Source organism: Caballeronia choica, from assembly GCF_001544535.1.
GTDB classification, from domain to species: Bacteria; Pseudomonadota; Gammaproteobacteria; order Burkholderiales; family Burkholderiaceae; genus Caballeronia; species Caballeronia choica.
Genome location: NZ_FCON02000077.1, coordinates 1 through 24,727, shown reverse-complemented (window position 1 = coordinate 24,727; position 24,727 = coordinate 1). Strand labels below are relative to the sequence as shown.

23 protein-coding genes and 3 pseudogenes are annotated in these 24,727 nt (G+C 64.5%); 11 read left to right on the top strand and 15 right to left on the bottom strand.

The annotated features are described in order from the left end of the window. The 14 genes from AWB68_RS27155 to AWB68_RS51525 all read right to left on the bottom strand — a co-directional run bounded on the left by AWB68_RS27155 (position 1) and on the right by AWB68_RS51525 (position 14,098). Positions 1-1,194, bottom strand: coding sequence for a beta-ketoacyl-ACP synthase (locus AWB68_RS27155; RefSeq protein ID WP_087647437.1), 1,194 nt, complete (start codon positions 1,192-1,194; stop codon positions 1-3). After that, positions 1,191-3,590, bottom strand: a complete 2,400-nt coding sequence (locus AWB68_RS27150; protein ID WP_087647436.1) for an MMPL family transporter — start codon at positions 3,588-3,590, stop codon at positions 1,191-1,193. The genes AWB68_RS27155 and AWB68_RS27150 overlap by 4 nt, the downstream gene beginning before the upstream one ends. Next, on the bottom strand, positions 3,590-4,246 hold the full coding sequence (locus tag AWB68_RS27145; RefSeq protein WP_087647435.1) for a LolA family protein: 657 nt from the start codon (positions 4,244-4,246) through the stop codon (positions 3,590-3,592). Before AWB68_RS27145 ends, AWB68_RS27150 begins: the two co-directional genes overlap by 1 nt. Next, complete coding sequence (locus AWB68_RS27140) at positions 4,234-4,665, bottom strand: acyl-CoA thioesterase (RefSeq protein WP_087647434.1); 432 nt, start codon at positions 4,663-4,665, stop codon at positions 4,234-4,236. Before AWB68_RS27140 ends, AWB68_RS27145 begins: the two co-directional genes overlap by 13 nt. After that, positions 4,662-6,248 carry an HAL/PAL/TAL family ammonia-lyase gene (locus AWB68_RS27135; protein WP_087647433.1) on the bottom strand — a complete coding sequence of 529 codons (1,587 nt, stop codon included), beginning with the start codon at positions 6,246-6,248 and terminating at the stop codon, positions 4,662-4,664. Before AWB68_RS27135 ends, AWB68_RS27140 begins: the two co-directional genes overlap by 4 nt. After that, on the bottom strand, positions 6,235-7,935 hold the full coding sequence (locus AWB68_RS27130; protein ID WP_087647432.1) for a glycosyltransferase family 2 protein: 1,701 nt from the start codon (positions 7,933-7,935) through the stop codon (positions 6,235-6,237). Before AWB68_RS27130 ends, AWB68_RS27135 begins: the two co-directional genes overlap by 14 nt. After that, positions 7,932-9,623 (bottom strand): ApeI family dehydratase, encoded by a 1,692-nt coding sequence (locus AWB68_RS27125; RefSeq protein ID WP_087647431.1) that lies wholly within the window; start codon positions 9,621-9,623, stop codon positions 7,932-7,934. The genes AWB68_RS27130 and AWB68_RS27125 overlap by 4 nt, the downstream gene beginning before the upstream one ends. Next, a complete protein-coding gene (locus tag AWB68_RS27120) occupies positions 9,620-10,306 on the bottom strand; it encodes a COG4648 family protein (RefSeq protein ID WP_087647430.1) in 687 nt (228 codons plus the stop codon). The genes AWB68_RS27125 and AWB68_RS27120 overlap by 4 nt, the downstream gene beginning before the upstream one ends. Beyond that, positions 10,306-10,557 carry an acyl carrier protein gene (locus AWB68_RS27115; protein ID WP_087647429.1) on the bottom strand — a complete coding sequence of 84 codons (252 nt, stop codon included), beginning with the start codon at positions 10,555-10,557 and terminating at the stop codon, positions 10,306-10,308. Before AWB68_RS27115 ends, AWB68_RS27120 begins: the two co-directional genes overlap by 1 nt. A gap of 16 nt (positions 10,558-10,573) precedes the next feature. Further along, the gene (locus tag AWB68_RS27110; protein WP_087647446.1) at positions 10,574-10,870 is read right to left on the bottom strand and encodes a phosphopantetheine-binding protein; all 297 of its coding nucleotides are present in this window, start codon (positions 10,868-10,870) and stop codon (positions 10,574-10,576) included. Continuing rightward, entirely contained in the window at positions 10,851-11,639 is a 789-nt protein-coding gene (locus tag AWB68_RS27105; RefSeq protein WP_087647428.1) for a lysophospholipid acyltransferase family protein, read from the bottom strand. Before AWB68_RS27105 ends, AWB68_RS27110 begins: the two co-directional genes overlap by 20 nt. Continuing rightward, positions 11,623-12,336 (bottom strand): beta-ketoacyl synthase chain length factor, encoded by a 714-nt coding sequence (locus AWB68_RS27100; RefSeq protein WP_087647427.1) that lies wholly within the window; start codon positions 12,334-12,336, stop codon positions 11,623-11,625. Before AWB68_RS27100 ends, AWB68_RS27105 begins: the two co-directional genes overlap by 17 nt. A gap of 375 nt (positions 12,337-12,711) precedes the next feature. Further along, entirely contained in the window at positions 12,712-13,605 is an 894-nt protein-coding gene (locus AWB68_RS27095) for a polysaccharide deacetylase family protein (RefSeq protein WP_235028526.1), read from the bottom strand. Between the two features lie 178 nt (positions 13,606-13,783). Continuing rightward, the gene (locus AWB68_RS51525) at positions 13,784-14,098 is read right to left on the bottom strand and encodes a YccF domain-containing protein (RefSeq protein WP_125483055.1); all 315 of its coding nucleotides are present in this window, start codon (positions 14,096-14,098) and stop codon (positions 13,784-13,786) included. Positions 14,099-14,245: 147 nt separating this feature from the next. Between AWB68_RS51525 and AWB68_RS27085 the strand changes: the two genes are divergently transcribed. The 6 genes and pseudogenes from AWB68_RS27085 to AWB68_RS27065 all read left to right on the top strand — a co-directional run bounded on the left by AWB68_RS27085 (position 14,246) and on the right by AWB68_RS27065 (position 19,446). Continuing rightward, a complete protein-coding gene (locus AWB68_RS27085) occupies positions 14,246-15,103 on the top strand; it encodes a PA4780 family RIO1-like protein kinase (protein ID WP_087647424.1) in 858 nt (285 codons plus the stop codon). A 306-nt stretch (positions 15,104-15,409) separates the two neighbouring features. Continuing rightward, positions 15,410-15,634: pseudogene (locus AWB68_RS27080) on the top strand (IS21 family transposase); the annotation flags it as partial. 161 nt (positions 15,635-15,795) lie between these two features. Further along, the gene (locus AWB68_RS27075) at positions 15,796-16,104 is read left to right on the top strand and encodes an MDR/zinc-dependent alcohol dehydrogenase-like family protein (protein ID WP_087647423.1); all 309 of its coding nucleotides are present in this window, start codon (positions 15,796-15,798) and stop codon (positions 16,102-16,104) included. Positions 16,105-16,733: 629 nt separating this feature from the next. Beyond that, entirely contained in the window at positions 16,734-17,138 is a 405-nt protein-coding gene (locus tag AWB68_RS27070) for a type II toxin-antitoxin system HicB family antitoxin (RefSeq protein ID WP_087647422.1), read from the top strand. Positions 17,139-17,387: 249 nt separating this feature from the next. Continuing rightward, on the top strand, positions 17,388-17,597 hold the full coding sequence (locus AWB68_RS46910; RefSeq protein WP_125483053.1) for a hypothetical protein: 210 nt from the start codon (positions 17,388-17,390) through the stop codon (positions 17,595-17,597). 250 nt (positions 17,598-17,847) lie between these two features. Continuing rightward, positions 17,848-19,446, top strand: coding sequence for a nitroreductase family protein (locus AWB68_RS27065; protein WP_087647421.1), 1,599 nt, complete (start codon positions 17,848-17,850; stop codon positions 19,444-19,446). Between the two features lie 64 nt (positions 19,447-19,510). On the opposite strand, the gene AWB68_RS27060 is transcribed toward AWB68_RS27065, so the two are convergent. Beyond that, positions 19,511-20,551: a zinc-dependent alcohol dehydrogenase family protein gene (locus AWB68_RS27060; RefSeq protein ID WP_087647420.1), complete on the bottom strand. Its 1,041-nt coding sequence runs from the start codon at positions 20,549-20,551 to the stop codon at positions 19,511-19,513. Positions 20,552-20,980: 429 nt separating this feature from the next. Between AWB68_RS27060 and AWB68_RS27055 the strand changes: the two genes are divergently transcribed. From AWB68_RS27055 to AWB68_RS27040, 5 genes and pseudogenes are all read left to right on the top strand, one after another. Next, the gene (locus AWB68_RS27055) at positions 20,981-21,484 is read left to right on the top strand and encodes a universal stress protein (protein WP_087647419.1); all 504 of its coding nucleotides are present in this window, start codon (positions 20,981-20,983) and stop codon (positions 21,482-21,484) included. 126 nt (positions 21,485-21,610) lie between these two features. Next, positions 21,611-21,721, top strand: a pseudogene (locus AWB68_RS46905) (universal stress protein); the annotation flags it as partial. Positions 21,722-21,817: 96 nt separating this feature from the next. Further along, positions 21,818-22,612, top strand: a complete 795-nt coding sequence (locus AWB68_RS27050; RefSeq protein WP_087647418.1) for a helix-turn-helix domain-containing protein — start codon at positions 21,818-21,820, stop codon at positions 22,610-22,612. A gap of 437 nt (positions 22,613-23,049) precedes the next feature. Then, a complete protein-coding gene (locus tag AWB68_RS27045; RefSeq protein ID WP_087647417.1) occupies positions 23,050-23,979 on the top strand; it encodes a histone deacetylase family protein in 930 nt (309 codons plus the stop codon). Between the two features lie 383 nt (positions 23,980-24,362). Beyond that, positions 24,363-24,727 (top strand): annotated as a pseudogene (locus tag AWB68_RS27040) (F0F1 ATP synthase subunit beta); the annotation flags it as partial.

The window sequence follows — 24,727 nt, the reverse complement described above, 5'->3', positions numbered from 1 at the left end:
TCATGCGCCGAGAATCAGGCTGGCGTTGCTGCCGCCGAAAGCGAACGAATTGCTCATCGCGTTGCGCGCGCCCACGGCGGCGCGCAAATAGCGCTCCGACTCGACGAGATCGAGTCGCGGCAGCGCGCTGTCCGCCTCGCCGTCCCACAGGTGCCGCGGCAACGCCACGCCCTCGCCGGCGAGCGCGAGCCACGCGAAGCCAAGTTCGGTCGCACCGGCCGCGCCGAGCAGATGGCCGGTCAGCGGCTTGGTGCCGCTCGCCGCCACGCCGTCGGGAAAAACGCGCGCCATCAGGTGCGCTTCCATCTCGTCGTTCTTGCGGGTAGCCGTGGCATGCAGGTTGACGTAGCCGATGGCCTGCGCGTCGATCCGCGCATCGGCGAGGGCCGCGCGCAACGCGCGCTCGGCACCGACGCCCTGCGGGTCCGGCGACGAGATGTGGTACGCATCGCTCGATTCGCCGGTGCCCGCGACGAACACAGGCGACTCTTCGCGGCTCATCAGAAACACGGCCGCGCCCTCGCCCACGTTGATGCCGGAGCGGTTGCGGCTCATCGGATTCGCTCGCACGGGCGACGTCGATTCGAGCGACGCAAAGCCCTCCAGCGTGAGCTCGCACAGCGAGTCGACGCCGCCCACCACGACCGCGTCGCAGAGATGGAATTGCAAGAGGCGTCGGGCGGACGCGAACGCCTTCGCGCTCGACGTGCACGCGGTCGAGATCGTGTAAGCGGGACCGGTCAGTCCGAGGGCCGCCGCCGCGAACGGCGCGGCCGTGCCGATCTCCATCTGGCGATAGTCGAAGCTGGCCGGCATGGCGCCGGTTCGCGCGCGGTGTGCGAGCGCCGCCTCCGCTGCCGCGATGCCGGACGTGCTCGTGCCCAGCACCACGCCGACGCGATGCGCGCCGAACCGTTCGCGAACGTCGTCGATGGCCGGCGCGATCTGCGCGAGCGCGGCGAGCAGCAGCCGGTTGTTGCGGCAATCGAATGCAGTGAGCGCTGTGGGCGGCGCGACATCGAGCGGCGCGCTCACTCGGCCGGCGAACATTTCGGCACCGCGTGCGTCGCGCGCGGGCAGTGTGCCCATGCCGGGTGCGCTGGCGGCTGCAAGCGCCTTCACGATCGTCCCGACATCGTCGCCGAGCGCATTGAGCATGCCGAGCGCGTGAAGAAAGACGCGGGGCAAGGTCATGACAGGCTCCTTTCTTTCGATGGCATGCCGATCGGCGCAAACAGCACCGAAACGGCGATTCCGAGCGCGAGCGTCGCGCCGAAGCTGCGCAGCGCCGGCATCGCACTGAGCGCGAGCATGCCGAAGGACAGCAGCGTCGTTGCCGCCGACAGCAGCACGCCCGTCCATACCGCGCCCAGGTCGTCGGCGGAACGCATTGCGCCCTCGCGCAGGAACACCGCGTAGTTCGCGCCGACGCCAAGCACCAGCATGAGTGCAAGGCAGTTGAACAGATTGAACGGCACGCGAAGATAACCGAACACAGCGAGCGTGACGCCAATCGCGAGCACCACGGGCAGCGTCGTGGCAATACCGCCGCGCAGTCCATAGCGCCACGACAGCAGCGCGGCGACCAGCAGCGTCGCGCCTGCGAGCCATGCGCCGCTATCGATCCGATACGCGCCGAACAGTTTCGACACGCTCATGGCCTTGTCGACGAAACTCACGCCCGGCACCGCGCGCGCCGCCGCGAGCAGCGCGGCTTCGTTTGCGGGCGTCACACCTTGCGGCATGACGACGGCCGCGTAAGTGTGCGTCGACGGATCGACCACTCCGAGCCACAAGTGGCGAAACGGATGCGACCAGGGCACCTTGAGCCATGCGTCGACCGTCAGGGCCGCGCCATCGGGCCGTGCGGCCGCGATCCAGGCGTCGGCCACGTCGTCGCGAAAGCCCGCTTCGACGAGCGCTGCGCGCAACCTTGCTGGATCGTCGAAGATGCGCCGCGCAAGCAGCGCGCGGTCTTCGCGCTGCCGCTGCGCCGACGGCACGAACGACGCCGGCGACTGCCAACCGCTCAGCCGCTCGCCGCCTTGTAGCGCATCGAGCCGCGCGCCGAGCGCCTCGGCGCGTTGCAGCACGGTCTCTGCGGTCTCGCCGCGCACGACGAAGAACTGCGCGCCGTCGTCGATGCCGACCGCAGCCCGCACCGCGCGTTCCTGTGCCAGCAGCGCCGGATCGCGCTGGATCAGCAAGCGTATGTCGTCGTCACTCGACAAGCGTAGCCAGCCCGGTACCGCGACAATCGCCAGCAGCATCGCGAGCGTCCAGCCGCTGCGTCCGCCGAGCACTCGCCGCCAGCCGGCAAGCAGGCGGCCGGCCGCATCGAACAAAGCGCCCGGGCGGCGCTTCGGCGGGCGCAGCAGCATCGTGGGCAGCAGCCACACGACCGATGCGAACGCCGTGAGAATGCCTGCCATCGCGAAGCACGCGATCTGTTTGAGCGCGGGGAACGGCACGCACGCCAGCACCGCGTAGCCGAGCAGGCTCGTGGCGAGCGCAACGCCAAGCGCCGGCCGCACCTTGCGAGCGCCGCGACCGGCGTCCCAGTCGCGCCCGGCGCCGAGATAGACGACGAAATACTGGATCGAATAGTCGACTGCCTCGCCGATCAGGCTCGCGCCGAATACGAGCGTCAATAGGTGAAGCTGGCCGAACACGAGCATCGTGACGGCAAGCGCCGCGACAATGCCGAGCGCGGTAGAAAGGAACCCGAGCGCGATGAGCCGCGGCGAGCGGAACACGCACAGCATCAGGAACCCGATGCCGCACAGCGACACCAGGCCGATCAGATGCACTTCCCGCTCCGCCGAGCTGCGTGCAGCCTCAGCGTAGAACACCGCGCCCAGGCGGTTGAGCGTGACGTCGGGATGCGCCTGGGCGAGCGCCGCGCCGGCGCGCGCCACCGCGTCGTGAACCGCGCGCTGCACACGCGATTCATACGCCGACCCGCCAAGCGTCGCGGTGACGAGCACGTCGGTCGCGCCGTCGCGATGGGCGACGAGCAGGCCGTCCTCCAGTTCCAGATTCGACGTCGCGAGCGGCAGGCCCGCGAGGTAACGTTGCAGCCAGCCGAACGGGTCGTCGGCGAGGGGCGTCGCGAGCCCGCTGTCGAGCGGACTGTAGAGCCGCCGCTGCAGCACATCGCGAAGGACGAACGAGCCGTCCTGCAAGGCGGCGCGATCGGCCGGCGCGAGCAGGCCGAAGCGGTACGGAAGATAGAAGGCGCCGATCGACGAGACGTCGAAAGGCGGCAATTGCGCGATCACCGACTGGAACGCGCCGCTCGACCCCAGCATCGCCCCGAGTTCCTTTGCCGCTGCCTTCGCGTGCTCCGCATCGGGACTCGACACGATGAAGACAGTGCGATCGCCGAGCGCGGCGGCCAGCGTGTCGGTGGCCTTTTCGGCCGCCGGGTCGACTTCGGTCGCGGGCAGGAGCGCGAGCAGGTTGGTCTGCAACGGCGACGGGCCGCTAAAGCGCCAGCCGCAATACGACGCCACGAGGAGCGCGAACAGCAGCCACGCTGCGCGCACGCTCCAGGCCTGTCGCGACGAGCGCCGTTGCGGGAGTTCCATCACGGCGCTCCGAGCTGCGCGCGTTCAGCGGGCGACAGTTCGCCCGCCGGCGCGCTGCCGGTAAATTCGATCTGCGTGGCGTCGCCGTTGGCGAGGACGATGCGCAGGCCCTGCAGAAAATCGCCGCCGTTCATGTCGAGGCGCCTGACCGACTGGGCGAGTTGCGGCTGGCTCGGCGTCAACTCGATGCGCCAGTTCGACGGCGTGCCATGCGCCTTCACATCGAACTGGGAATAGAGCCCGGAAAGATCGCCGCCGAGCATGGCGCGCATCATGCGCGACACCTGCGCCGTGCCGCGCGAGTCGTTGCCGCCGCGCGACGCGCCCGGTTGCCCGTTCGCGTCGATCTCGCGCATGCCGGCATCGGTGATCGCGTAGGTCGCCTTGTAGGGCGTATCGACGTGCCAGATCACGCCGCGCTCGCGGACGAACAGAATCGAGCCCGTGCTGACGAGCGGCTGCTTCATCGCGGAAAGCGTGCGCGTCTGGCTGAATTGCGCTCGCACGCCGCCGCCCGCTTCGGCCAGATGGCGAGCGATCCCGGAGACTAGCGCCGCATCCTGCCCGGATTGCTCCGCCCGCGCGCCGACGGCAAGCGACAACGCCACCGCCATCGCCATCGCCATCACCGCGGCGGAACGCGTCAGCGTGCCCATGCGCGCTCCAGCTTCTCGAACACCACTGGCGGCGACACGAACTGAAGCTCCCTGGTTGCGGCATCGATAGCGACCTGGATCGTATGGCCTCGCGTCAGCCGCTCTCCTGTCACGGGATCGACGATCTCGTAGCCGACCTTCAGGCGGTTCTCGAATTCCAGCAGTTGCGCGCGGACCTCGATTTGCTGGCCGTACACGGCTGGCCGCACGTATTTCAGGTGCGCCTCGACGATCGGCCACAGATAGCCCGACGCCTGCATCTCGCGATAGTCGTAGTCGAACGCGCGCAACAGCGCCGCCCTGCCGATCTCGAAGTACTTCAGGTAATTCCCGTGCCAGCAGACATTCATCGCGTCGACGTCGTGAAACGGCACTTCGACGCGAGCGCTTGCCGCGAGGAACGCTTGCGCGCCGCTCATGCTGTGTCTCCAGTCTCAGGCGGGGCATCGGCGTCGACCAGTGCGCACGCGGCGATGCGTGCGGTCAGCGCGCGCAGGTCGCTCTCCAGCGCGCGGTCTTCGTCGACGAACGCCGATTCGTGCGTCACGCTTTCCATGAAGCCGCGAAGCGGCGCCGGCACATGTGTCGTGCCGTCGATCCGCAGGCGCAGGCGCGCTGCCTGCACGGTCGCGAGCGTGTGAGCCGCCGCGACCTGCTCCGTGAGTTCGAGCACGCGCAGGCAGTCGCGTGCGGCGATGGTGCCCATGCTCACCTTGTCCTGATTGTGCGATTCGGTCGAACGGGAGAACACGCTTGCCGGCATCGTCAGTTTGAGCGCCTCGGCCGTCCACGCGGACGACGAAATCTGCACGGCCTTGAACCCGTGATTGATCGGTGCCCGCTCCGCCGTGGCGCCCGACAGGTTGCGCGGCAGATGGTTGTTGAACTTGTCGTCGACGAGGAGCGCGAGCTGGCGGTCCATCAGATCGGCGAGGTTCGCGACCGCGGTCTTCAGCGCGTCCATCGCGAACGCGATGTGGCCGCCGTAAAAGTTGCCGCCGTGCAGGACGCGTCCCGTTTCGGGATCGATCAGCGGATTGTCGTTCGCGCTGTTGAGCTCGTTCTCGACATCGCGGCGCACCCACGAGAGCGCATCGCGCGCCACGCCGATGACATGCGGCGCGCAGCGAATCGAATAGCGGTCCTGCAGCCGATGGCCCGGCGAATCCTCGCGGCCGGCCAGGTCGGCGCGAATCCATGCCGCCGCCTCGGCCTGCCCGGCATGCGGCTTCACCTCGAAGAGGAGCGCATCGAAATGCGCCGCGCGACCGTCGAGCGCCACCGTTGCGAGCGCGGTCAGGCGCGCCGCGAGGCGGCTCAGGTGAGACGCCCGCGTGAACGCGAGACAAGCGAGGCCCGTCATGACGGCCGTGCCGTTCATCAGCGCAAGACCTTCCTTCGGCGCGAGCTGCAACGGCGCGTGACCGAGTTCGGCCCACACGCCGCGCGCATCACGCAACCGCCCGCGATGCAGCACGTCACGCTCGCCCACGAGCGCGGCCGCGACATACGAGAGCGGCGTCAGGTCGCCACTCGCCCCGACCGAGCCTTCCGATGGAATGCGCGGCAGCACGCGATGATTGATGAGATCGGCAAGACGCTCGAGCAGCACCGTGCGCACACCGGAAAAGCCGTATGCGAGCGAGTTGAGGCGGGCGGCGATGACCGCCAGCACCTCTGCATCGTCGAGATGCCGGCCGAGGCCGCAGCCGTGATAGCGCGTGAGCTGCAGCGGCAGCGCTTCGACCAGGGCGTCCGGCACATCGACGACGCAGGCATCGCCATAGCCGGTGTTGACGCCGTACACGGTCCGGCCTTCGGCCAGATGCGAGCGCAGGAACTCGGCGCCGCGCTGGATGCGGGCGCGCCACGCCGGATCGGGATTCAGCGCGACGGGTGCGCCACGACGTGCAATCGAGACGATGTCTTCGATCGTCATCTTGCGCCCGCCCACGACGACCGCGGCGGCGACCGCTGGCGCGGTCAGATCAAGTTCGGCCATTCGCGTCTCCACCGGGACGCGCCCAGAAATCGAAGAAATTGAACCATTGGTAAGGGGCCTTCCGGCAATAGTGCTCGAGGCGTTCGGCATAACGCTGCGTCCACGCGGCGAGCTGCTCGGCGCGCTCGCGGCGCGGCAGCTCGATGCGTTCGGCGAACGGCTCGAAATAGAGGTGATAGCCCGTGGGTTCCTTCAGGCAGAAGAACAGGTAGACCGGGCAGCCCAGTGCGTGCGCCAGTATGTAGGGCCCTTGGGCGAACGGAGCCGGCGCGCCGAGAAACCGCGCGTCGGTGGTCCGGCCTGCGTCGTGCGCGGGCACCCGATCGCCCACGATGACGAGCAGTTCCCCCGCATCGACGCGCGCCTGCATCATGAGCGCGGTCTCCGGTCCGAAGTCGCTGACTTCCACGAGACGCTCGGAGAAATCATCGCTTGCCGACGCGAGCACGCTGTTGAACCGGCGCGCGTGGTCCGTGTAGACGATTGCCGTCACCTTCGCATGCGCGCCGCGCACGGCGAGTGCGCGCGTCATTTCGAGGTTGCCCAGATGCGCGCCGATCACGAGCGCGCCGCGCCCGCTCGCCGCGAGCGCCTCGAAAGCGGCGGGATCGTCGAAGGTTACGTCGGCGAAATTCACGCGCCCCGTCCACGCGCCCAGCTTGTCGAAGCCGGATTGCGCGAACGCCAGCATGTGACGGTACGCCGACCGCCATCCCGGGCGCGGCAGGTTTTCCTGCGGCATGCTCGCGCGCAATTGCGTGAAGTAGCGCGCCGACGCGGCGCGCGCCTCGTGCCCCGTCAGCAGGAAATAGGCGACGACCGGATGCAGCCACAGCGCGGTGAAGCGGCGTCCGAACACCCGGCTGCTGAGCGCGAGCAGCTTCATGCCGACCTGACTGCCGCGCTCCGCGATTCGCCACCAGTCCGCCGCGCCGGCGCGCGGTTTGCGCAGCAGCTTTCGCGCGAGCAGCAGCGGAAGCCGTCCCAGCATTCCCGCGACGAGGCGCGCATGGGCCGCGCTAATGCGCACGTTGTCCCACAGCACGTCGAAATGGGAGACACCGTCGGCCGCGTAGGTGACGCGCGTCGGAATGCCGTGGAACGCGAGCCCGCGCCAATGGAGCCGCACCAGGATCGCGATGTCGAAGTCCATGCGCGTCGGCAGGTCGACGGAATCGATCAGCGCGCACGCGGCGTCGAGCGGATACAGGCGAAAGCCGCACATCGAATCGCGGATCGACAGGGACAGTGTCTCGATCCAGACCCAGACGTGCGTGACATAGCGGCCGTACAAGCGCGACCTGGGCACGCTTTCGTCGAACACGGGCTGGCCGAGGATCACGGCGTGCGGCGCGGCGCGCGCCGCGTCCAGAAAGCGCGGAACGTCGGCGGCGTCATGTTGGCCGTCGGCGTCGATCTGCAGTGCGTGCGTGTGGCCCGCGCGCCGCGCGGCACGCAAGCCCGCCATGACCGCCGCGCCCTTGCCGCCGTTGACCGGCAGGCGCAACAGCGTGAGCGTGCCCGCATGCTCCGCCGCGAGCTGCGCGAGCACCCGCTGCGTGGGCTCGTCGCTGCCGTCGTCCACGACGATGATCCGCAGCCCGTGCGGCAGAAGCTGCGCCACGGTGCCTGCGATCGCGTCCTTGTGGTTGTAGATCGGAATGACGATGCACGCTGAAAAACTCATGCTTCCTTCCGGTAGACGATCACGCCCGACGCACAGTCGCGCGCATCCGCGCCGTGGCCGAGCCGATACGTGAATTGCACGCGGCCGCGGTTCGCATCGTGGGACAGGCGCAGCGCAAGCAGCGCCCCCGGGCCGACCGGCGCCGTGAACTTGAGACGATCGATCGACGCGACACGACGTGCGCCTCCGAAGCATTCGGCGGCGAGGCGCGCCGCCCAGTCGAGCTGGACGACGCCCGGCAGGATCGGCAGGCCGGGAAAATGTCCGGCGAAGTGCGCGAGTCCGGGCGGCACGCGCAACTCCATGCGCAACGCGTCGCCGTCGGGGCACACGGACATCAGTTCGAAACCTTCCGGGCGCGCGTCGAATGCCGCCGCGATCGCTGCTGCGGGCATTTTTCCGCGTGCGTCGCAGGGCAGCGCCGGAAGGAAGCGCCAGTGGCGCGGCAGCACGACGAGATCGACGTAGCCAGCCAGATGACGCCGCAGCACTTTCGCCAGCGCCGGGCGGCCTAACGTCAGGAGCGCAGCGTTGCCCGCCGCCGTGAGCACGACGACCGCTCCCGCGCGCTGCCGGGCAGCGTTACGAAGCGGCGCGACGGCCGCGCGCTCGACATACGGATGCAAGGCGAGACGCGCTTCGAGTTCGGGCAGCGACACGCGCTTGCCATCGAGCTTGACGACGCGGTCCAGCCGTCCGGCGAGCCGGAAGCGGCCGTCCGCGTCGAACGCGACGGCATCGTCGGTGCGATGCCAGTCGTCGTGGCCGAGATGGGGCGAGCGCACCAGCAGCGCGCCGTCGGCATCGCGCCGGGTATCGATGCCTGGAAGCGGTTGCCAGGCATCCGTCCGGTCCTGCTGGCGCCACGCAATTCCGCCCGTCTCCGTGCTGCCGAAGACTTCGATCGGCGCCGAGTCAAACGCCGCCTGATAGGTGCGGGCGGTCTCCGCAGCGAGCGGGCCGCCCGACGAAAAGAACGCCCTGGCGCCGCGCGCGAGCGCAGCGAAATCGGTCATGGCCGGCCAGCGCGCCAGTTGCGAAGGCGTCGAGACGACGATCCCCGCGCGGCCTTCGGCAAGGCGCGCGCAAAGTTGCTGCGGATCGACACAGAGCGCGCGATCAAAAGGCCGCCCCGCCGCGAGCGGCCACAGCATGCGAAACAGCAGGCCGTAGATATGATGGTGCGGCACGCTGCCGAGCACGGTGGCGTCGCCCACGAGCGCGCCCCATTGGGCCTCCAGCGTGCGCACCTCGGCGTCGAACTGCGCGAGGGTCTTACGGACCGGCTTCGGCGCTCCGCTGCTGCCCGACGTGTATAGCGTGAGCGCTGCGCGTGCGTCGATGGAACACGCCGCCGCCGGCGCACCGCTCACGCACAACTCGGGCAGGTCATCGCCGGTGATGAGCGCGTCGAAGCCATCGGATAAGCCGGCGAGATAGTCGGGCGAGTTGGATGCAGGAATGACCGGCTGCTTGCCGCACGCGAGGAGCGCGAACATCGCGCAAACGAAGTCGAACGGGTCGTCGATACAAAGGGCATGGCGAACTCCGGCGCGCGCGCCGAGCGTTTCGGCCATCGCGAGTACGCGTGAGCGAAAGGCGGCGCGGTCGAGCGTGACGCCTCGGTCGACGCAAACCGGCGCGGCGCCTGCTTGCGTGTCGAGCAGGAGATCGTGCAGCGCGATCATGCCGACTCCGGGCGCACCGCTCGCGGCAGCACGACGAGCCGCCGCCACACCATTTCCCCGACGAGCAGCACGCCGATCAGGCCATACACGATTCCGCCGTTGTACAGCGACCACGCCGCACGGCTCCATCGGAACGCGGTGTAGGCGGAAAACGCCGCGTTCAGTGCGAAGAAAACGCACCAGATCCGCGTGACACACAGCGTATAACGCACACCGTGCGGGTCGAGCTGCGGATTACCGAGCCGCGCGAACTTCTCGATCATCGACGGACCGCGCACGAGCGTCGCGCCAAACGCGAGCAGCAGGCCAAGATTCACGAACGACGGATAGAGGTGCAGCAACAACTCGCTGCCAGACAGCACGATCGCGACGGAAACGCCACTCAGCATCGCGGCCACGCACCAGTCGACCGCGGTCAGCCGGCGCAGCGACATCGCGACGATGCCGCGCCCCAGCCAGCGCTGCAGCCACAGCAACGCGAGCAGCAACGTGCCGATGAGCCGCGGCTCGTCCCAGAACCATGCGCACAGGATCGTCGCGGGGTAGGCGAAGACAAGCGCAGTCCGCGCTGCATCGAGCGCAAGACCACCGAAGGACGAGCGCTTCGCGGCGCCGGATGTCGCGGGATTACATGCAGGCTTCACCTTCGTGCTGGCGGAAACCTGCGTACGCCCGGCCGACATCAGTCCTGCGCCGCGAGAAGCGACTCGACCGCGCCGATTACGTCGCCAACAGTCCGCACGGCCTTGAACTCTTCCGGCTTGATGCGTCGGCCGGTCATTTCCTGAAGCTTGATGGCGAGATCGACCGCGTCGATGCTGTCAAGATCGAGTTCTTCGTAAAGATTCGCGTCCGGCACGACACGCGCCGGCTCGATCCCGAAGTTCTCATGGAAAATCGCGCGGATGCGCTCGAGAATTTCATCCTCGGTCAAGATTGCCTCCTTCTCTTTATGCTGTTCTCGTCGGTGCGCAGGCGGTATCGGCCGCGCCCCGCTGAGTTTCGATCAAGGCAGCGAGCGTATTGATCGAGCGGAAACTATCGCGCGTCCGCTCGCTGTTCGCCTCGATGGTCAATTGATAGTGCTTGCGTAGCACGATGCCTATTTCGAGGGCGTCGATCGAGTCGAGTCCGACGCCGTCGGTCGAAAAGAGCGGCGCGTCATCGGCGATGTCGGCTGGCGTCAGGTCTTCGAGATCGAGCGACTTGATCAGCAGCCGTTTCAGTTCAAGTTTTAAAGAATCCATATTCGAGAAGGCGCTGGGTGATGTGAGCCTGGACGGCATGAGTGAGCGTTCGCGCGGCGATGGCCGGTGGCGCGTGCGCCGTTGCGATTGCGGCGGCATCGATCGGTTCGAGCACGTTCACCCGCAGGCAAAACGAACGCGGTGGAACCTCGTACCAACGCATCTGTTTGGTGAACGCAGGCGGGTCGCAATCGATGAGCACCGGCACGATCGGCGCGTCCGCGTTAAGCGCGATGTGGGCGAAACCGCGCGAAAACGCGTGCAGGCGGTTCTGCGCCGGACTGCGCGTGCCCTCCGGAAAGATGATCATCGTGTAACCGGCGCGGAGCTGACGCGCAGCCGATTCCACAAGTTCGGCCGGCGCCGCGTTGCTCACATATTCCGCGGCGCGCACGATGCCCCAGAAACACGGGTTGCGCCAATGCGCTTGCTTGACGACGCAGCATGCGGCAGGCGTGAGCGCGAGCAGCACCATCACGTCGAGATAGGTCGGGTGATTCGCTACCACGATCGCCGGCGTACGCGTTCGCAAGGCCGCCGCATTCGTGATGTCAAGCTTCATCACGCCCAGTTTCTGCAGCACGGCGACCAGTGATCGAAAGAAAACATGAATGACCGTCGTGACCGCGCGCTGCCGCGAGGCCGGATGGGGCCACATGCAGGCGAACGGAAACACGAGCACCGAAAACAGGATGCCGCAGATACCGAACGCAAGAAAGCTCGCCCCCGTCGCGCAGAGGCGCCAGAGGTAATCAGCCCGCCTTTTCACGCAAGCTCCATTGCCAGCCGCCACCGGCGTTCGCGGACTGCGCCTGCCAGCGCGTCGTGTCCTTCGATTCGAGGCAGTGCACGAGCGCATCGATCTGTGTCCCGAATGACGCCCGCGCACCGGCGGGCGCGGTTCGCGGCGCTCGCGAACATTCGAGAAGCTGCGTCGCCCGGCTGTCGAACAGGATGGAAAGCGCGCCGCTCTCTTCGCCCTCTTCGCGCGGTCCATAGAGCGGGTCGACCGGCTCGTCGGCGTACACGACCAGCACCGGCGACGACGGATCGTTCAGAAGCTGCGCGTGTGCTTCAAGCAGGGCCAGACCGAGGGTTTCTTCGCCGGCCGAGAGCGCGCTGGCAGGCGCACGCTCGCCGCGCGCGATACCGAGCACACCCGTCATCGCGTTCAGCACCGAGAGACTGAAGGCCGTCGGCGAAACCGGCTCTTTTTGGCTGAGGGCGAGGAGAATGTCGGTCGTGCGCTTGAGTTCACCGTGCCGCGAAGCGAAAACGAGACGAACGCCTTCTCCCTGTGCCTGGTCTGCCGGGTCGGGCAGGCAGTCGTGCGCCACCTTCAGCGCGGCGCGCGAAAGACTGCTCAGCCGGCGGCGCACCATCGGTTCGATGAAACCGACATCCGCCGCGCCCGTGACTGCGACTGACCAGCGGATGACAGGGAGGGTCCAGCGCAGAGCTTCCATGGCGCAGTAGAAGAGTTGGGGACCAGAGGCTATCCGCGAGCGGCAACGGGTTCGAGGACGCAGGGATGCGGCAGCGACGTTCGCTGCAAGTCAAAACCAGGGGAATGCAGCCTCGATGCACCGGTTTACGGTTAGCTGCGTCGATTGTTTAGGACCGCGAGACCGGAATCGTAGACGGCCTAGCGTACGTCACAATTTGTAATATCATGGATGATACTGAATTAAGCCCGTCGAGTCAGCCAAAAAGGTCGTCGGACGTGTCGCGCGCGCGACACGGAAAAAGGGGCGCAAACCGCCCTCACATTGCCTTTTCGTTGACGGCGGCACGTGCTTCGACGGGGCTTGGAGCACTCGACCGGGCGAAGTGCGAGGATTTCACGCACTTTCCTGCAGGGTCACGAAATGCAGGCCGCGGCTTCTTACGGCGTCTACAAGCGGGGGCAGAACCGCCAGCAGGACCGCTTGCCCTTCGAGAGTAACGGCAGCATTGCCATCGTGCAGCAGCAGGATGTCTCGACCGGAAAGATTGGCGAGCAGACGTTCCAGCACACGCTGTGGATCTCGCTCGCGGGTATCGAAGCCGCGCCGCGTCCAGGCGACGAGCTGCAAATCGAGCTTCTGCAACACCGGCTCCAGCAAGACGTTGCGCAGGCCCGCAGGTGCCCGGAAGAACGCCGGTCGTTCGCCCGTCAGGCTCGAGAGCGTGCGTTGCGCGTTCTCGACCTCGCGCGCGATGGCCCGCATTCCCTTTACCGAGAACGTGTGAGCGTGGGCCTGCGTATGGTTTTCGACCTTATGCCCGCGCGCGACGATCTCGCGCGTCAACGCGGGATAGCAAAGTGCGCGATCGCCAATCAGGAAGAAAGTCGCGCGGACGTCGAGCACATCGAGCAGGTCGAGCGTTTGCGGCGTGATTGCCGGATCGGGTCCGTCGTCGATAGTGAGCGCGACGGCATTCGCGTTGCGTGCGGTATCGGGCAGTCTCGTCCAGTTGCGACCGAGTATCGAGGAGCGTGGCCATAGGCCCGCTGCGGTCACCGCGGCATGGTTGACAGCCAGGCACGCCAGCCACCACGGCCACTCGGCCGGCGCAGCGCCCCAACCCGCCAATACAGCCAGATGCCATGCAATCGTCAGTGTCAACGAATGAGGCAGTTTCCGAACCGCCCACCGGCGACCGGTTGCGGTAGTCGTTTCGCCGCGCTCAATTGACTCATAGTCGTATATTTTACTGCGCATCCCCTCAACTCCAAGCTCACCAGGCGGCATGTTAGCGCACCGGGAAGCGGCGGCGCCGAAAGACCAGGTCGCAACGCTTCTCTGCGGTGAGCGTGATGCCGGTCGGGTCCTCCAAAGATTTATGCCGCCCCTGAGACGCCGATGAAGCGCCGCATGTCTTTCGAGGCCTTGCGCACGCGCGCGCCATTTGCCGTCGCGCCCGTTGATATTATCGGCACTCCCCGCACGGACGTTGTGTCGGTTCAATACCTGAGCGACATCGCGACAGCCTCCCGCCGTAAAGAGCGTGTGACAGTGCCATAATCCAGCCTCCTGTAACCAGCCACACGATATTTCCAAGTGTGCCAGGTGCGCCGGTTCCGATGTCCTTCTTGAGGCTCAAATCCTTTCGTGACATGACGGTCTTGCCGAATGGAGCCAGTGTGAATTTCGCGATTACGAAGCACGCGCGGCCCCAGGGTATACCGATGATCGAAATAAAGGCGATACAGGCTCGTCCTCGGCTTCCCTTATAATCCGGCATGACTACATCCGCCTCCCACGCAACAAGCTTACGATCGGTAACGCCGGCCGCTCGATTGATCGGTTTGTCGATCGCGCACACCTCAGCGGGCCATTCGCCATCCACGCATGTGGAATGCACGTCCCACAAGCCGCATGCGGTGGTCGTATGAAAATACCCAAACGGCTTGCACCGCTTCTCGAAGAAGGACTCATCGACGAAGTTATCTCCCAGTTGATGAGCGGCAAGGAGGCAACCGTCTACGTCGTGCGCAGCGGCGAATCGACGCGATGCGCAAAGGTCTACAAGGACGCGAAGCAGCGCAGTTTTCGGCAAGCCGCGTCGTATCGGGACGGCCGCAAAGTCAAGAACAGCCGCCAGGCTCGTGCAATGGAAAAAGGCACGCGCTACGGCCGCGAGATGCAGGAAGCGTCATGGCAGCACGCCGAGGTCGACGCACTGTTCCGGCTCGCGGGCGCGGGCGTGCGCGTGCCGCAACCCTATATTTGTACCGATGGCGTGTTGCTGATGGAACTGGTGGTCGACGGGATGGGTGACGTCGCGCCTCGGCTCAACGACGTCGATCTGACAGAAGCCCGCGCCCTTGAACTGCACGCGCTGCTGCTCAACCAGGTTGTCCGCATGCTCTGCGCGGGCGTGATTCACGGCGACCTGTCGGAATACAACATCCTGCTGGCGGCGGATGGGCCGGTGATCATTGATCTACCTCAGGCCGTCGACGCAGCCGGCAACAACGAAGCCGCCTCGATGCTTAAGCGTGACGTCGACAACCTGGCCGCGTACTTCGGACGGTTCGCACCGCAAATACTGACCGCAAGTTATGGCATGGAGATCTGGACGCTCTTCGAAGCAGGCCAACTGCACGTCGATGCCGAATTGACCGGCCGCATCGAGGTCGACACGCGCGTTGTGGACCTCGATGGCGTGCTGCAGGAACTCGACGAGACACGTTTTGAGGAAGACGCGCGAGTGCGCCGACAGCAGGAACTGAGCGCGGGTTGGTAACCGTGTTCGAATCCCACGCCTGAAGTGATCTTCGAGGAAGGTGGCCGCTCGACCTCTATGGAGCGTTCGCCCAACGCGTCGATAGGATGCTCAGACGTCGGTTCCCCCCGTAAGCGGCCGTGCGATTGATGAAGACGAATGTTGCTTCATCGGCCATTGCCGAGATACAAGCATCGCCTCTTGTAAGGCGGCTCCATGCCGCTTTTCGGCCGTTCGGACCATGGAGTTCGCGAGTGACCGGTCCCGCCTGCCGCGAGTCCGTGCTCACGACCCGAAGCAGCCACAGGGGTTCAGTGAAAGCGGACCCTCGGCGCTTCGAACTACACATCCGCGGAAGTGACATGGACCCAGCAGTTGTACGACTGGATCGGTTCGCACGTCCGTGCGCTGACCTTCCTCGGCGGTTGCGTGAAGATCATCGTGCCCGACAACCTCAAAAAATCGGGCGTTCATAAAGCCAGCTTCTACGATCCCGTCATCAATCGCACCTACGGCGAGATGGCGTCGCATTACTCCGTAGCCATCAACCCCTGACAATAGCCAATCAACCCGAGTGGCGATCGTTATGCCTGGCTGCCTCACATAGATGTTCCAGATACTCGCCGAACGACGTCTCCCAGTCCTTCACTTCCCCACGCGAAGGATGAAGAAGTGCCTACACTGAGACAGTAAGGCTTTAGAAGGACGTGTGCATGGCCTCAAACGTCAACCGCCAGGTGCTCTTGAAGTCACGCCCAGAGGGCATCCCCGAGAGCGAGCATTTCCACATGGTCGAAGGCGTCGTGCCCACGCCGGTCGGAAACCAGGTGCTTGTGCGCAATCTATATCTGTCTGTCGAGCCGGCGATGCGCGGCTGGGTCAGCGCTATGAAGAATTATGCTGAACCCGTGCCCATCGGCGGGGTCATGCGTTCGTTCGCCGCGCGAACATCGATGTCAGGTTTTGCCACCGATCCAGCCTATTTAAGACTTATCGCATGGACGCATTCATGGCTTGACTAACGCCGTTTCCGACGTGTTGCATTCATGCCCGGATTGCTTATTTAGGATGGCGCAGTCCATCACAATACGCGCCTTGAATCTTTGCCCGTTCGCGGGCGCGGGGAATTGCCGTGTCTTTGCTCGACGTGGACTCCATCGATTACATCGGCGTCAACATCCTGTTCAAAAATATTGGAATAAAAGGCCATTAATTATTATAGACGTGCTGTCGCAGCGCTCAGCCGATGCAGCCGCCGCCGCGATCATCGGCGAACAGGGGCGCATCGATTGCGGCTTTGCCAACGGGCTTCAAATCAGAAGCACGCACCGACGAACAAACGGCACACGGGGTACATTGATGTGCTCACTTTGCGCCGTGAGCCAAGTTGGCCGAAAGGACCAATGGTATAAAACCAAGCATCGAAAACGTCCTCGGAGTCGCTCACCATGTCGCCGTGGATCTCGACCCGCGATCTGCGATGACGCGATACATGGCTACCATAAGAAAGTTGTTGCGTATTCACGCATAGCGCGTCTAATGAGATGTACGAGCAATGACCGCGTCAGTGTCCGCACGCGCGGGCGAAGCACCGGTTGCGCAGCCTGCGCAACGATCATCAGGCGGCGCTCGGTGCGAATGAGGCAAAACCATGCAATATCCTTTGTACGTCCAACGCAACGGTGACACTGTCTTTCGTGCCAGCTTCCCCGACTTTCCCGGTGCCGATGTGGCGGGCAATTCGATCAAAGAGCTGGAGCGCAACGCGCAAGAAGCTGTGGAACTGATGTATCACAACAGCGAGCAACTCATTCCTGCCCCCACCTTCGATACATCGAAATTGCGTGCGCTTGAAATGGACGGCGACGAAGGAATCTGGCTGTTCGTGAACATCAATATGTCGCGGGTGACTTCGCAAGCGGTAGGTTTCCAGCTCAGCCTGAGAGAGAGTCTTCTGGAACAAGTCAGCGCCGCCGCTCGAGAGCGACATTTGACTCGCTCCGCGTTTTTTACACTCGCTGCCGTACACGAGCTGGATACGCAAAAACGACGATGACAGTCTTCGAAGCCCGAAGTGAAAACGAATCGGCGTTCGTGGCACTTTAACCCCCAATGTTCGCGGCTTTCGATTCGCACGCGGACGGTCCGTCGACGCGAAGCGGCCCTTTCCTCATAGCGCCTGCTCGCCCGTCCATATGCCGTGCGCACCGTACTCGCGGAAAGGCACCGTTGCGCAGGCGGCGCTTGTTCTCGATTCGATCAACCTGCCCGTGCTATGTCGACGCTACCTGCCTAAGGAGGGCATATGCGCTTCACCCAGAGATTTCCGTTGAAAGACAACGAACCACCGTCCGTCGCTTTAGCGTTATTCAAGACGGCCGCCGAAGTCACGCGCCGATCAGGTCCGAAGCCAGCCGGCGAGCCGTCCTTGTCGCCGTCTGAAGCCGCGCGAGACGAGCATGAAAAAACCGTCGCACACACAATGCCAGACGACCCCGAAGGGGATTTTGCCTAGTCGGTTGACGAGGCACATCCCTTCGCATTTAGACCAACGACGGGCACTTTTGTGCGCGCTGTACATGTTCCGCCACGTCCTTTGCGAGATGTCTGCGTGGCGACGTGGGCGACGCACCGTCATTAAATCGTCGTACCTAAGTCGGATTGCCGAAGTGCGCACCGTTCCACAACACGACCAGCGGGCGTGCACGTCGAGCCATCTGGTTTCGTATCAACGCCCGGACGACCATTCTTGGGCAGAAGGCACCATGGATCGCTTGAGTGACGCGCTTCTTCAATATCATGATCGCAGCAAGCACCGCGTCAACGGTTACGCTCCTGGCCCCCGCGAGCTCGACTGGATAGCCCAGCCCAATCCGTTTCGGGAGTTTCACGGCGCACCTCGCGTGGATCTGCTGTTAGCCGCGGACACGTTCCGCACTCGTTACAACGAGGTGCGCTGCGGCGCCCTGCCGCCCGCATATGGAATTGATCTGCGTAATCTGTCGATCCTTTTCGAGCTGTCGCTGGGCTTGTCGGCATGGAAAAGTTATCGCGCTACCCGTTGGGCGCTGCGCTGCAACCCTTCGAGTGGCAACCTCCATCCGACCGAGGGCTATCTGCTATGTCCGCATCTGCCTGGCCTGCCCGCGGGTATCTACCATTACCTGAGCCGAGACCATTTGCTTGAACGTCGCGCCGCAGTCGATGACTCGCGATGGACCACGGCGTTTGCGGGCAACGGCGTTCTGGTCGGAATAAGTTCGATTCATTGGCGCGAAGCGTGGAAATACGGCATGCGGGCGTGGCGCTACTGCCAGCACGATTGCGGCCATGCCATCGCGGCGGTAAGTTACGTAGCGGCCGCTTTGGGTTGGCAAACGCGGCGATTGGAGGCGCCAGCGGACGGTGAGGTGGCGCACTTGCTTGGATTGGACCGTAGTGACGACTTCGGGACCGCCGAACGAGAGTCGCCGGATGTTCTGCTCTGGGTCGGCCATCCTGACGGACGGCCTGATATCGAGCGCATGCTGGCGGCTTCGGACGCGGCGGCGTGGTGCGGATGCGCGAATCAGTTAAGCGCGAACCATGTGCGATGGCCCGATATCGATTCGATCCGTCACGCCACCATCAAGCCCCGTACCCGGGAGCTGAGCGCCGCCTCTGCCGAGCGGCGCCCGTTGCCAGCGGCACCCGCCCTCGACCTCAGTTTCGCGCAGATCGCTCGACAGCGCCGTAGCGCCGTTGATTTCGACGGCACGACAAGCATCGCCAGCGCCGCTTTTTTCGCCATGCTCGAATGCTTGATGACGCGTTCTGACACACCGCCGTGGAATGCGCTCGTCTCGCCCGCCGCGGTGCATCCTGCGCTATTGGTGCATCGCGTGGAGGGATTGGAGGCTGGCCTGTATGTGCTGGTCAGAAATCCGGAAGCATTGTCGAGCCTGCAGGCCTCGATGCGCCCCGAATGGCTATGGGAAAAGACGGGACCAGACCATCTGCCGCTCTATTTTCTGCTGCCATTCGATTTGCGTGCCTCAGCAAAGTTGATCTCCTGTCATCAGAATATCGCGGCCGATTCGTGCTTTGCGCTCGGTATGCTGACGCGATTTGAAAGCGCCCTACAGGAACCATGGCGTTACCGCCATCTATTCTGGGAATGCGGCATGCTCGGCCACGCGCTCTACCTCGAAGCTGAAGCCGCTGGAGTACGCGCTACAGGGATTGGATGCTTTTTTGATGATGAAATGCACGCGCTGCTCGGACTCAAGGATCACGCGTGGCAAAGCCTGTATCACTTCACAGTCGGTGGCGCAGTGGATGATCAACGCTTATCCTCGGAGCCACCCTACCGGCGTCAGCGGTGATTGCGCGACAACTCCTACTTACCGATAAACAAAGCCCTCTCGCCAGTAGCACCTGCCCTTCGAACTAGGACGCCTCGATGATGACCTTCAATGCGTGAGTATTGACGGCGTTACCGAAGGTGTCATAGGCGTTCATGATGTCGTCCAGGCGAAAGCGGTGCGTGATCAGCCTGTTCGGTTCGAGGCGCCCCGAGCGCACCGTCTTGAGCAGCATCGGCGTGCTGACCGTATCGACAAGGCGCGTCGTGATCGTGATATTGCGGTCCCAGAGCGCTTCGAGATGCAGGTCCGCCTTCGCACCGTGCACGCCGACGTTCGCGATCGTGCCGCCCGCCGCGACGATCGACTGGCACAACTCGAACGTGTCCGGCACACCTACGGCCTCGATCGCGCAGTCGACGCCGGCACCGTCGGTCAGCTTCATGATTTCCGTGAGGGCATCGGCGCGTCCGATATCGACGCAGCCGGTCGCGCCGAACGTGCGCGCCACTTCCAGCCGGTTCGCGTCACGGTCGATCATCACGATCTGCGCCGGCGAATAGAACTGCGCTGTCAGCAGCGCGGCGAGACCGATCGGGCCCGCGCCGACAATCGCTACCGTCGAGCCCGGCTGCACCTTGCCATTCAGCACGCCGCACTCGAACCCCGTCGGCAGGATGTCGGAGAGCATCACGAGCGCTTCTTCGTCGGAGCCGGGAGGAATCGGATAAAGGCTCGTTTCGGCGTGCGGAATGCGCACGTATTCCGCCTGCGTGCCGTCGATCTTGTTGCCCAGTATCCAGCCGCCCGTCGCGCAGTGCGAGTACATGCCGCGCCGGCAAAACTCGCATTTTCCGCAGGACGAAATGCACGAGATCAGCACGTGGTCCCCCGGCTTGAACGAGGAAACCGCGGCGCCCACCCGCTCGATCACGCCCACGCCTTCGTGCCCGAGGATCCGGCCCGGCTCGCAAGTCGCGACGTCGCCCTTGAGGATGTGCAGGTCGGTGCCGCAGATCGTCGTGCGTGTCACCCTTACGATGGCGTCGGTCGGGGCGGCAAGTTCGGGCATCGGCCGCTCGTCGAGCGACTTCTTCCCGGGTCCGTGATACACGAGTGCCTTCATCGGGTGTCTCCTTCGCGTGATTTGCGTGATCGGTATCGACCTACTCTAGGCGTGTGCGTGACATAGCGATTGACCTGTATCAACCGTTTGGAAGATGGGCGAGCATCTGCCGGGCTCGGCATCGATGCTCAAGGGCACGCTGCCGCCACGGCCCGCCATGACCGAAGGCCTGAGTAGTTTCCGAGGCTGCCGCGAGACGATTTGTCAACGTATGCTTAGAACGTCACCGCCAAGAGCCATGCAACACAGCGCTGCCGCGCAATGGGGCGTCGATGCGGATGTCCGCGCACGAAAGCTGCGGTGCCCCCGCGGTGCCCCGAACGCGCTCCCGCCCGGGACACACGCAGTTTGCCAGACCGCGACATCTTCGATCGCGCCGCGCAAGTGTGCCAAAAAGCAATTGCCCGAGTCAGCACGAGTGAGACCACCATGTACAGAAGCATCCTCGCGGCCATCGACGGCAGCGAAACCTCCATCCGGGCACTTGACGCAGCCTTGCGGCTCGCCCGCGAGAACCACGCCGAACTCCGGCCGCTCTACATCGTCGATGCGCCCTTGATGGCCTACGAGGCACCCGGTTACGACCCGTCGATTCTGCGCGATGCCATGCTGACGGAAGGCACGCGCGTCACTAACGAGGCCCTCGGCAGAATGCAGCGGGACAACGTGCGCGGCGTGGCGCAGGTGGTCGAAGCCGATCTGTGCGGCGACGGTATCGCGCAACGCATCCTGCGCGTCGCGACCGAGATGCATGCCGATCTGGTCGTGATGGGCACGCATGGGCGGCGTGGCTTTCAGCGGCTCGTGCTCGGCAGCGTCGCAGAGCGGTTCGTGCGCATGGCCTGCTGTCCTGTGCTGCTGGTCCCGGCCGAACACGCCGCTGTCTCCAGTGCGGCCCGGGATGCCGCCGCCCCTGTCGCCGAGCCGGTCTGATCTCGAAATCGCGATCCCTGTGTCGATGTCGGTGAACCACCGGTCTCGCCAGGCACAGGCGGAACGCGAAAAGCAGACATGAATGCGATCGAAGACGCAGACGATGCCTCGATCGGATACGCCGATGCCGACTCTCTTGTCATGGGCGCCTGCGGCCATGCGCGCTGGCGCGAACTCGTGCCTGGCGAAGCGGTCCGCACGGTGCTGAAGTCGTCTACCCTGCCCGTGCTGCTCTGATTTTGAGAGTTCGCTCAAACGGAAGAACCCAGAAACCACCCACCCCATCGCCCACTTTGCGAAACGGAGACTTCGCTGAATGTGCAGGAGCTCACCATGTCTTTCGCCACCGAGACCGGGACTGTTGTCGCCGGTTTGAATTCACCGTCGCGTCGTCGCCCCGTCGACGGCGGGTCAACGCTGAAACCGGCAAGCCCGCCAGGATGCCGCGATTGCCACACCCGCGCGGTGTGCCTCGCGCGGGACCTCGGGCCTCGGGATCTGGCGCGCCTCGACTCGATCATCCAGGCAAAGCGTACGGTGAAGCGCGGCGAATCGCTCTATCGTGCGAACGATCCGTTCCACAGCATCTATGCGGTGTTTGCAGGGTCCTTCAAGACGGTCATTGCGCACGGCGACGGCGAGGAGCAGGTTACCGGCTTCCATCTTCCGGGCGAGCCGCTCGGACTAGACGGCATCTGCACGACGCGACACAACTGCACGGCGATCGCACTCGAGGACAGCACGGTGTGCATCATTCCGTTCGCGCTCCTCGAATCGTTATGCCGAGAGGTCAGCGCGATGCAGCATCAGGTCCATCGCATGATGAGCGGCGAGATAGTGCGAGAATCGGGTCTGATGATGGTGCTCGGCGCGATGTCCGCCGAGCGGCGCCTGGCAGTGTTTCTCGTCAACCTCTCCGAGCGGATGAAGGCGCGCGGTTATTCGGCCGCCGACTTCAGCCTGCGCATGAGCCGCGAAGAAATGGGCAGCCTGCTCGGGATGAAGCTCGAAACGGTGAGCCGCATGTTCTCGAAGTTCCAGAAGCAGCGGCTGATCGACATTCACGGCAAGCAGGTACAGATCCTCGATCTCGGCGGTCTCACACGGATGGGAACGCGGATGCATTAGGGGTTGTTCACGCCTGGCGAACCAATCGCGACCGAAGCAGGAAGATCTCGTCAAGAACAAAGCCGGGCGGAAGAAGGCAAGCGCTTGGCCATGATAGCCGTCGGGACGTTGGCCGCACAGCATCGGAAACTACTCAGTCGGAATCGACCGGTCTGAGGGGTGCAGCATTGAGCCGGTGCGGCCACGACAAGAACCGGTCACGAAGCGTCTGGATGCGTACGTTGCACAAGCCAGGCCGCCATTCGAGTACTACAATTACCGGGTGCAGAGCGGCGACGCGTCGACCAACCGGAGTACTGGCGCAGTTCCGTGCTCGACAGCGCCCATGAACATGGGGTGCCGCTATTCGATGTGTTGAAGTGAGCGCGATGGCGTGAGGTTGCAGTGAGCCGCAACGAGATGCCTTGGCAGCGTTTTCACTAAAGCAGGAAACCCGCATGTTACCCGCCTACATCTCCCATCCCGACTGCGTCAAACATGAAATGGGCCCGATGCACCCCGAGTCGCCCGACCGTATCGGGGCCATCCACGATATGTTGTTGATCAAGGGCTTGCTCGATTGCATGCAAACCTGCGAAGCGCCGCTCGCAACGGAACAACAGCTCGCGCAAGCGCATTCGATTCCTTATATTCATAGCATCGCAAGCATGTCCCCGACTGAGGGTTACGTGCGAGTCGATCCCGACACCATGATGAATCGCTACACCTACCAGGCGGCGTTGCGCGCCGCGGGCGCAGCGGTGCTGGCGACGGACCTGGTGATCGCGGGCAAAGCCAGCACCGCCTTTTGCAACGTGCGCCCGCCCGGACATCACGCGGAATATGCGGCGGCGGGAGGATTTTGCTTTTTCAACAATGTCGCGGTGGGCATCCGGCACGCGCTCAACGTGCATGGACTCGCTCGCGTCGCACTGGTTGATTTTGACGTCCACCACGGAAACGGCAGTGAAGACATTTTCCATGCCGATGAACGGGTGTTGATGTGCTCGATTTTCGAGGACAACATATATCCATTCTCGGGCAACCAGCCTCGTGGCAAGAACATGGTGAACGTCGCGCTGCCGTCGCGCTCCGGCGGCGAAGCATTCCGGGCTGCGGTGACCGACAAATGGCTCCCGGCGCTGGAAGCGTTCAAGCCGGAGATGATTTTCATCTCGGCCGGTTTCGACGGCCACCGTGAAGACGACATGGGCAACCTCGGCCTGGTCGAAGCCGACTATGCCTGGGTGACGCAACGCATCGTCGAGGTCGCGCGGTACCACGCCAAAGGACGCGTCGTCTCCTGCCTGGAAGGCGGCTACGAACTGTCACCACTGGCACGCGGCGTTGCCGCGCACGTGAAAGTGCTGATCGGAGTCGACCGCTGATCATTGCTGCGCTGGGCATGCGAACGCACAGCCTTCCTGAAGCCCTTCGATCCTTACATTTATCAACCGTTCGGAAGATGGACACGGACCGCCCAAGCCCAACATCGATGCTCTTTGATTGACCAAGGTCAACGTACATCGCATCGCATCGGCTTAAAGTTTTTTGAGATGCCGTTTCATCACCCCCCCCCGCTTCGGCACGACGGATGCGCGTCGTCCGCGTTCCGTTTCGAGCAACATCGGGCAGCATTCTCGGTCGCGCCAGTCATTCAGACACTGAATGACTGGCGTTGGCTCGTCCACGCCGCTGCAAAGCACGTACGAATGACTTGAAGGAAGCCCATGGATACCCGTTCGCGGATCGTCCCGACTGACGTGGTGGCATGACGCTCGTGGACACCCTTTCGCGCGACGCACCGCTCCCGGCCCAACCCACCGCACCGCCCGAACCGGCGGGACGGGTCACGGCGGTGCGCGGCGCGGTCGTGGACGTGGCTTTTGATACCGGCGGCTTGCCGCTGATCGAGGAAGCGCTCTCGATCGTGACCGACGACGGTCCGCCGATCGTCGCCGAGGTGCAGGCGCACCTGGACGAACGCACGGTGCGCGCGCTCGCCTTGCGATCGACCAACGGGTTGCGGCGCGGCGCGCCGGTGCACGCGTCCGGCGGCCCGGTCGCGGTGCCGGTCGGCGAGGCGCTTCTCGGCCGGCTGATCGACGTGACCGGCGCGCCGGGCGACCAGGGCGC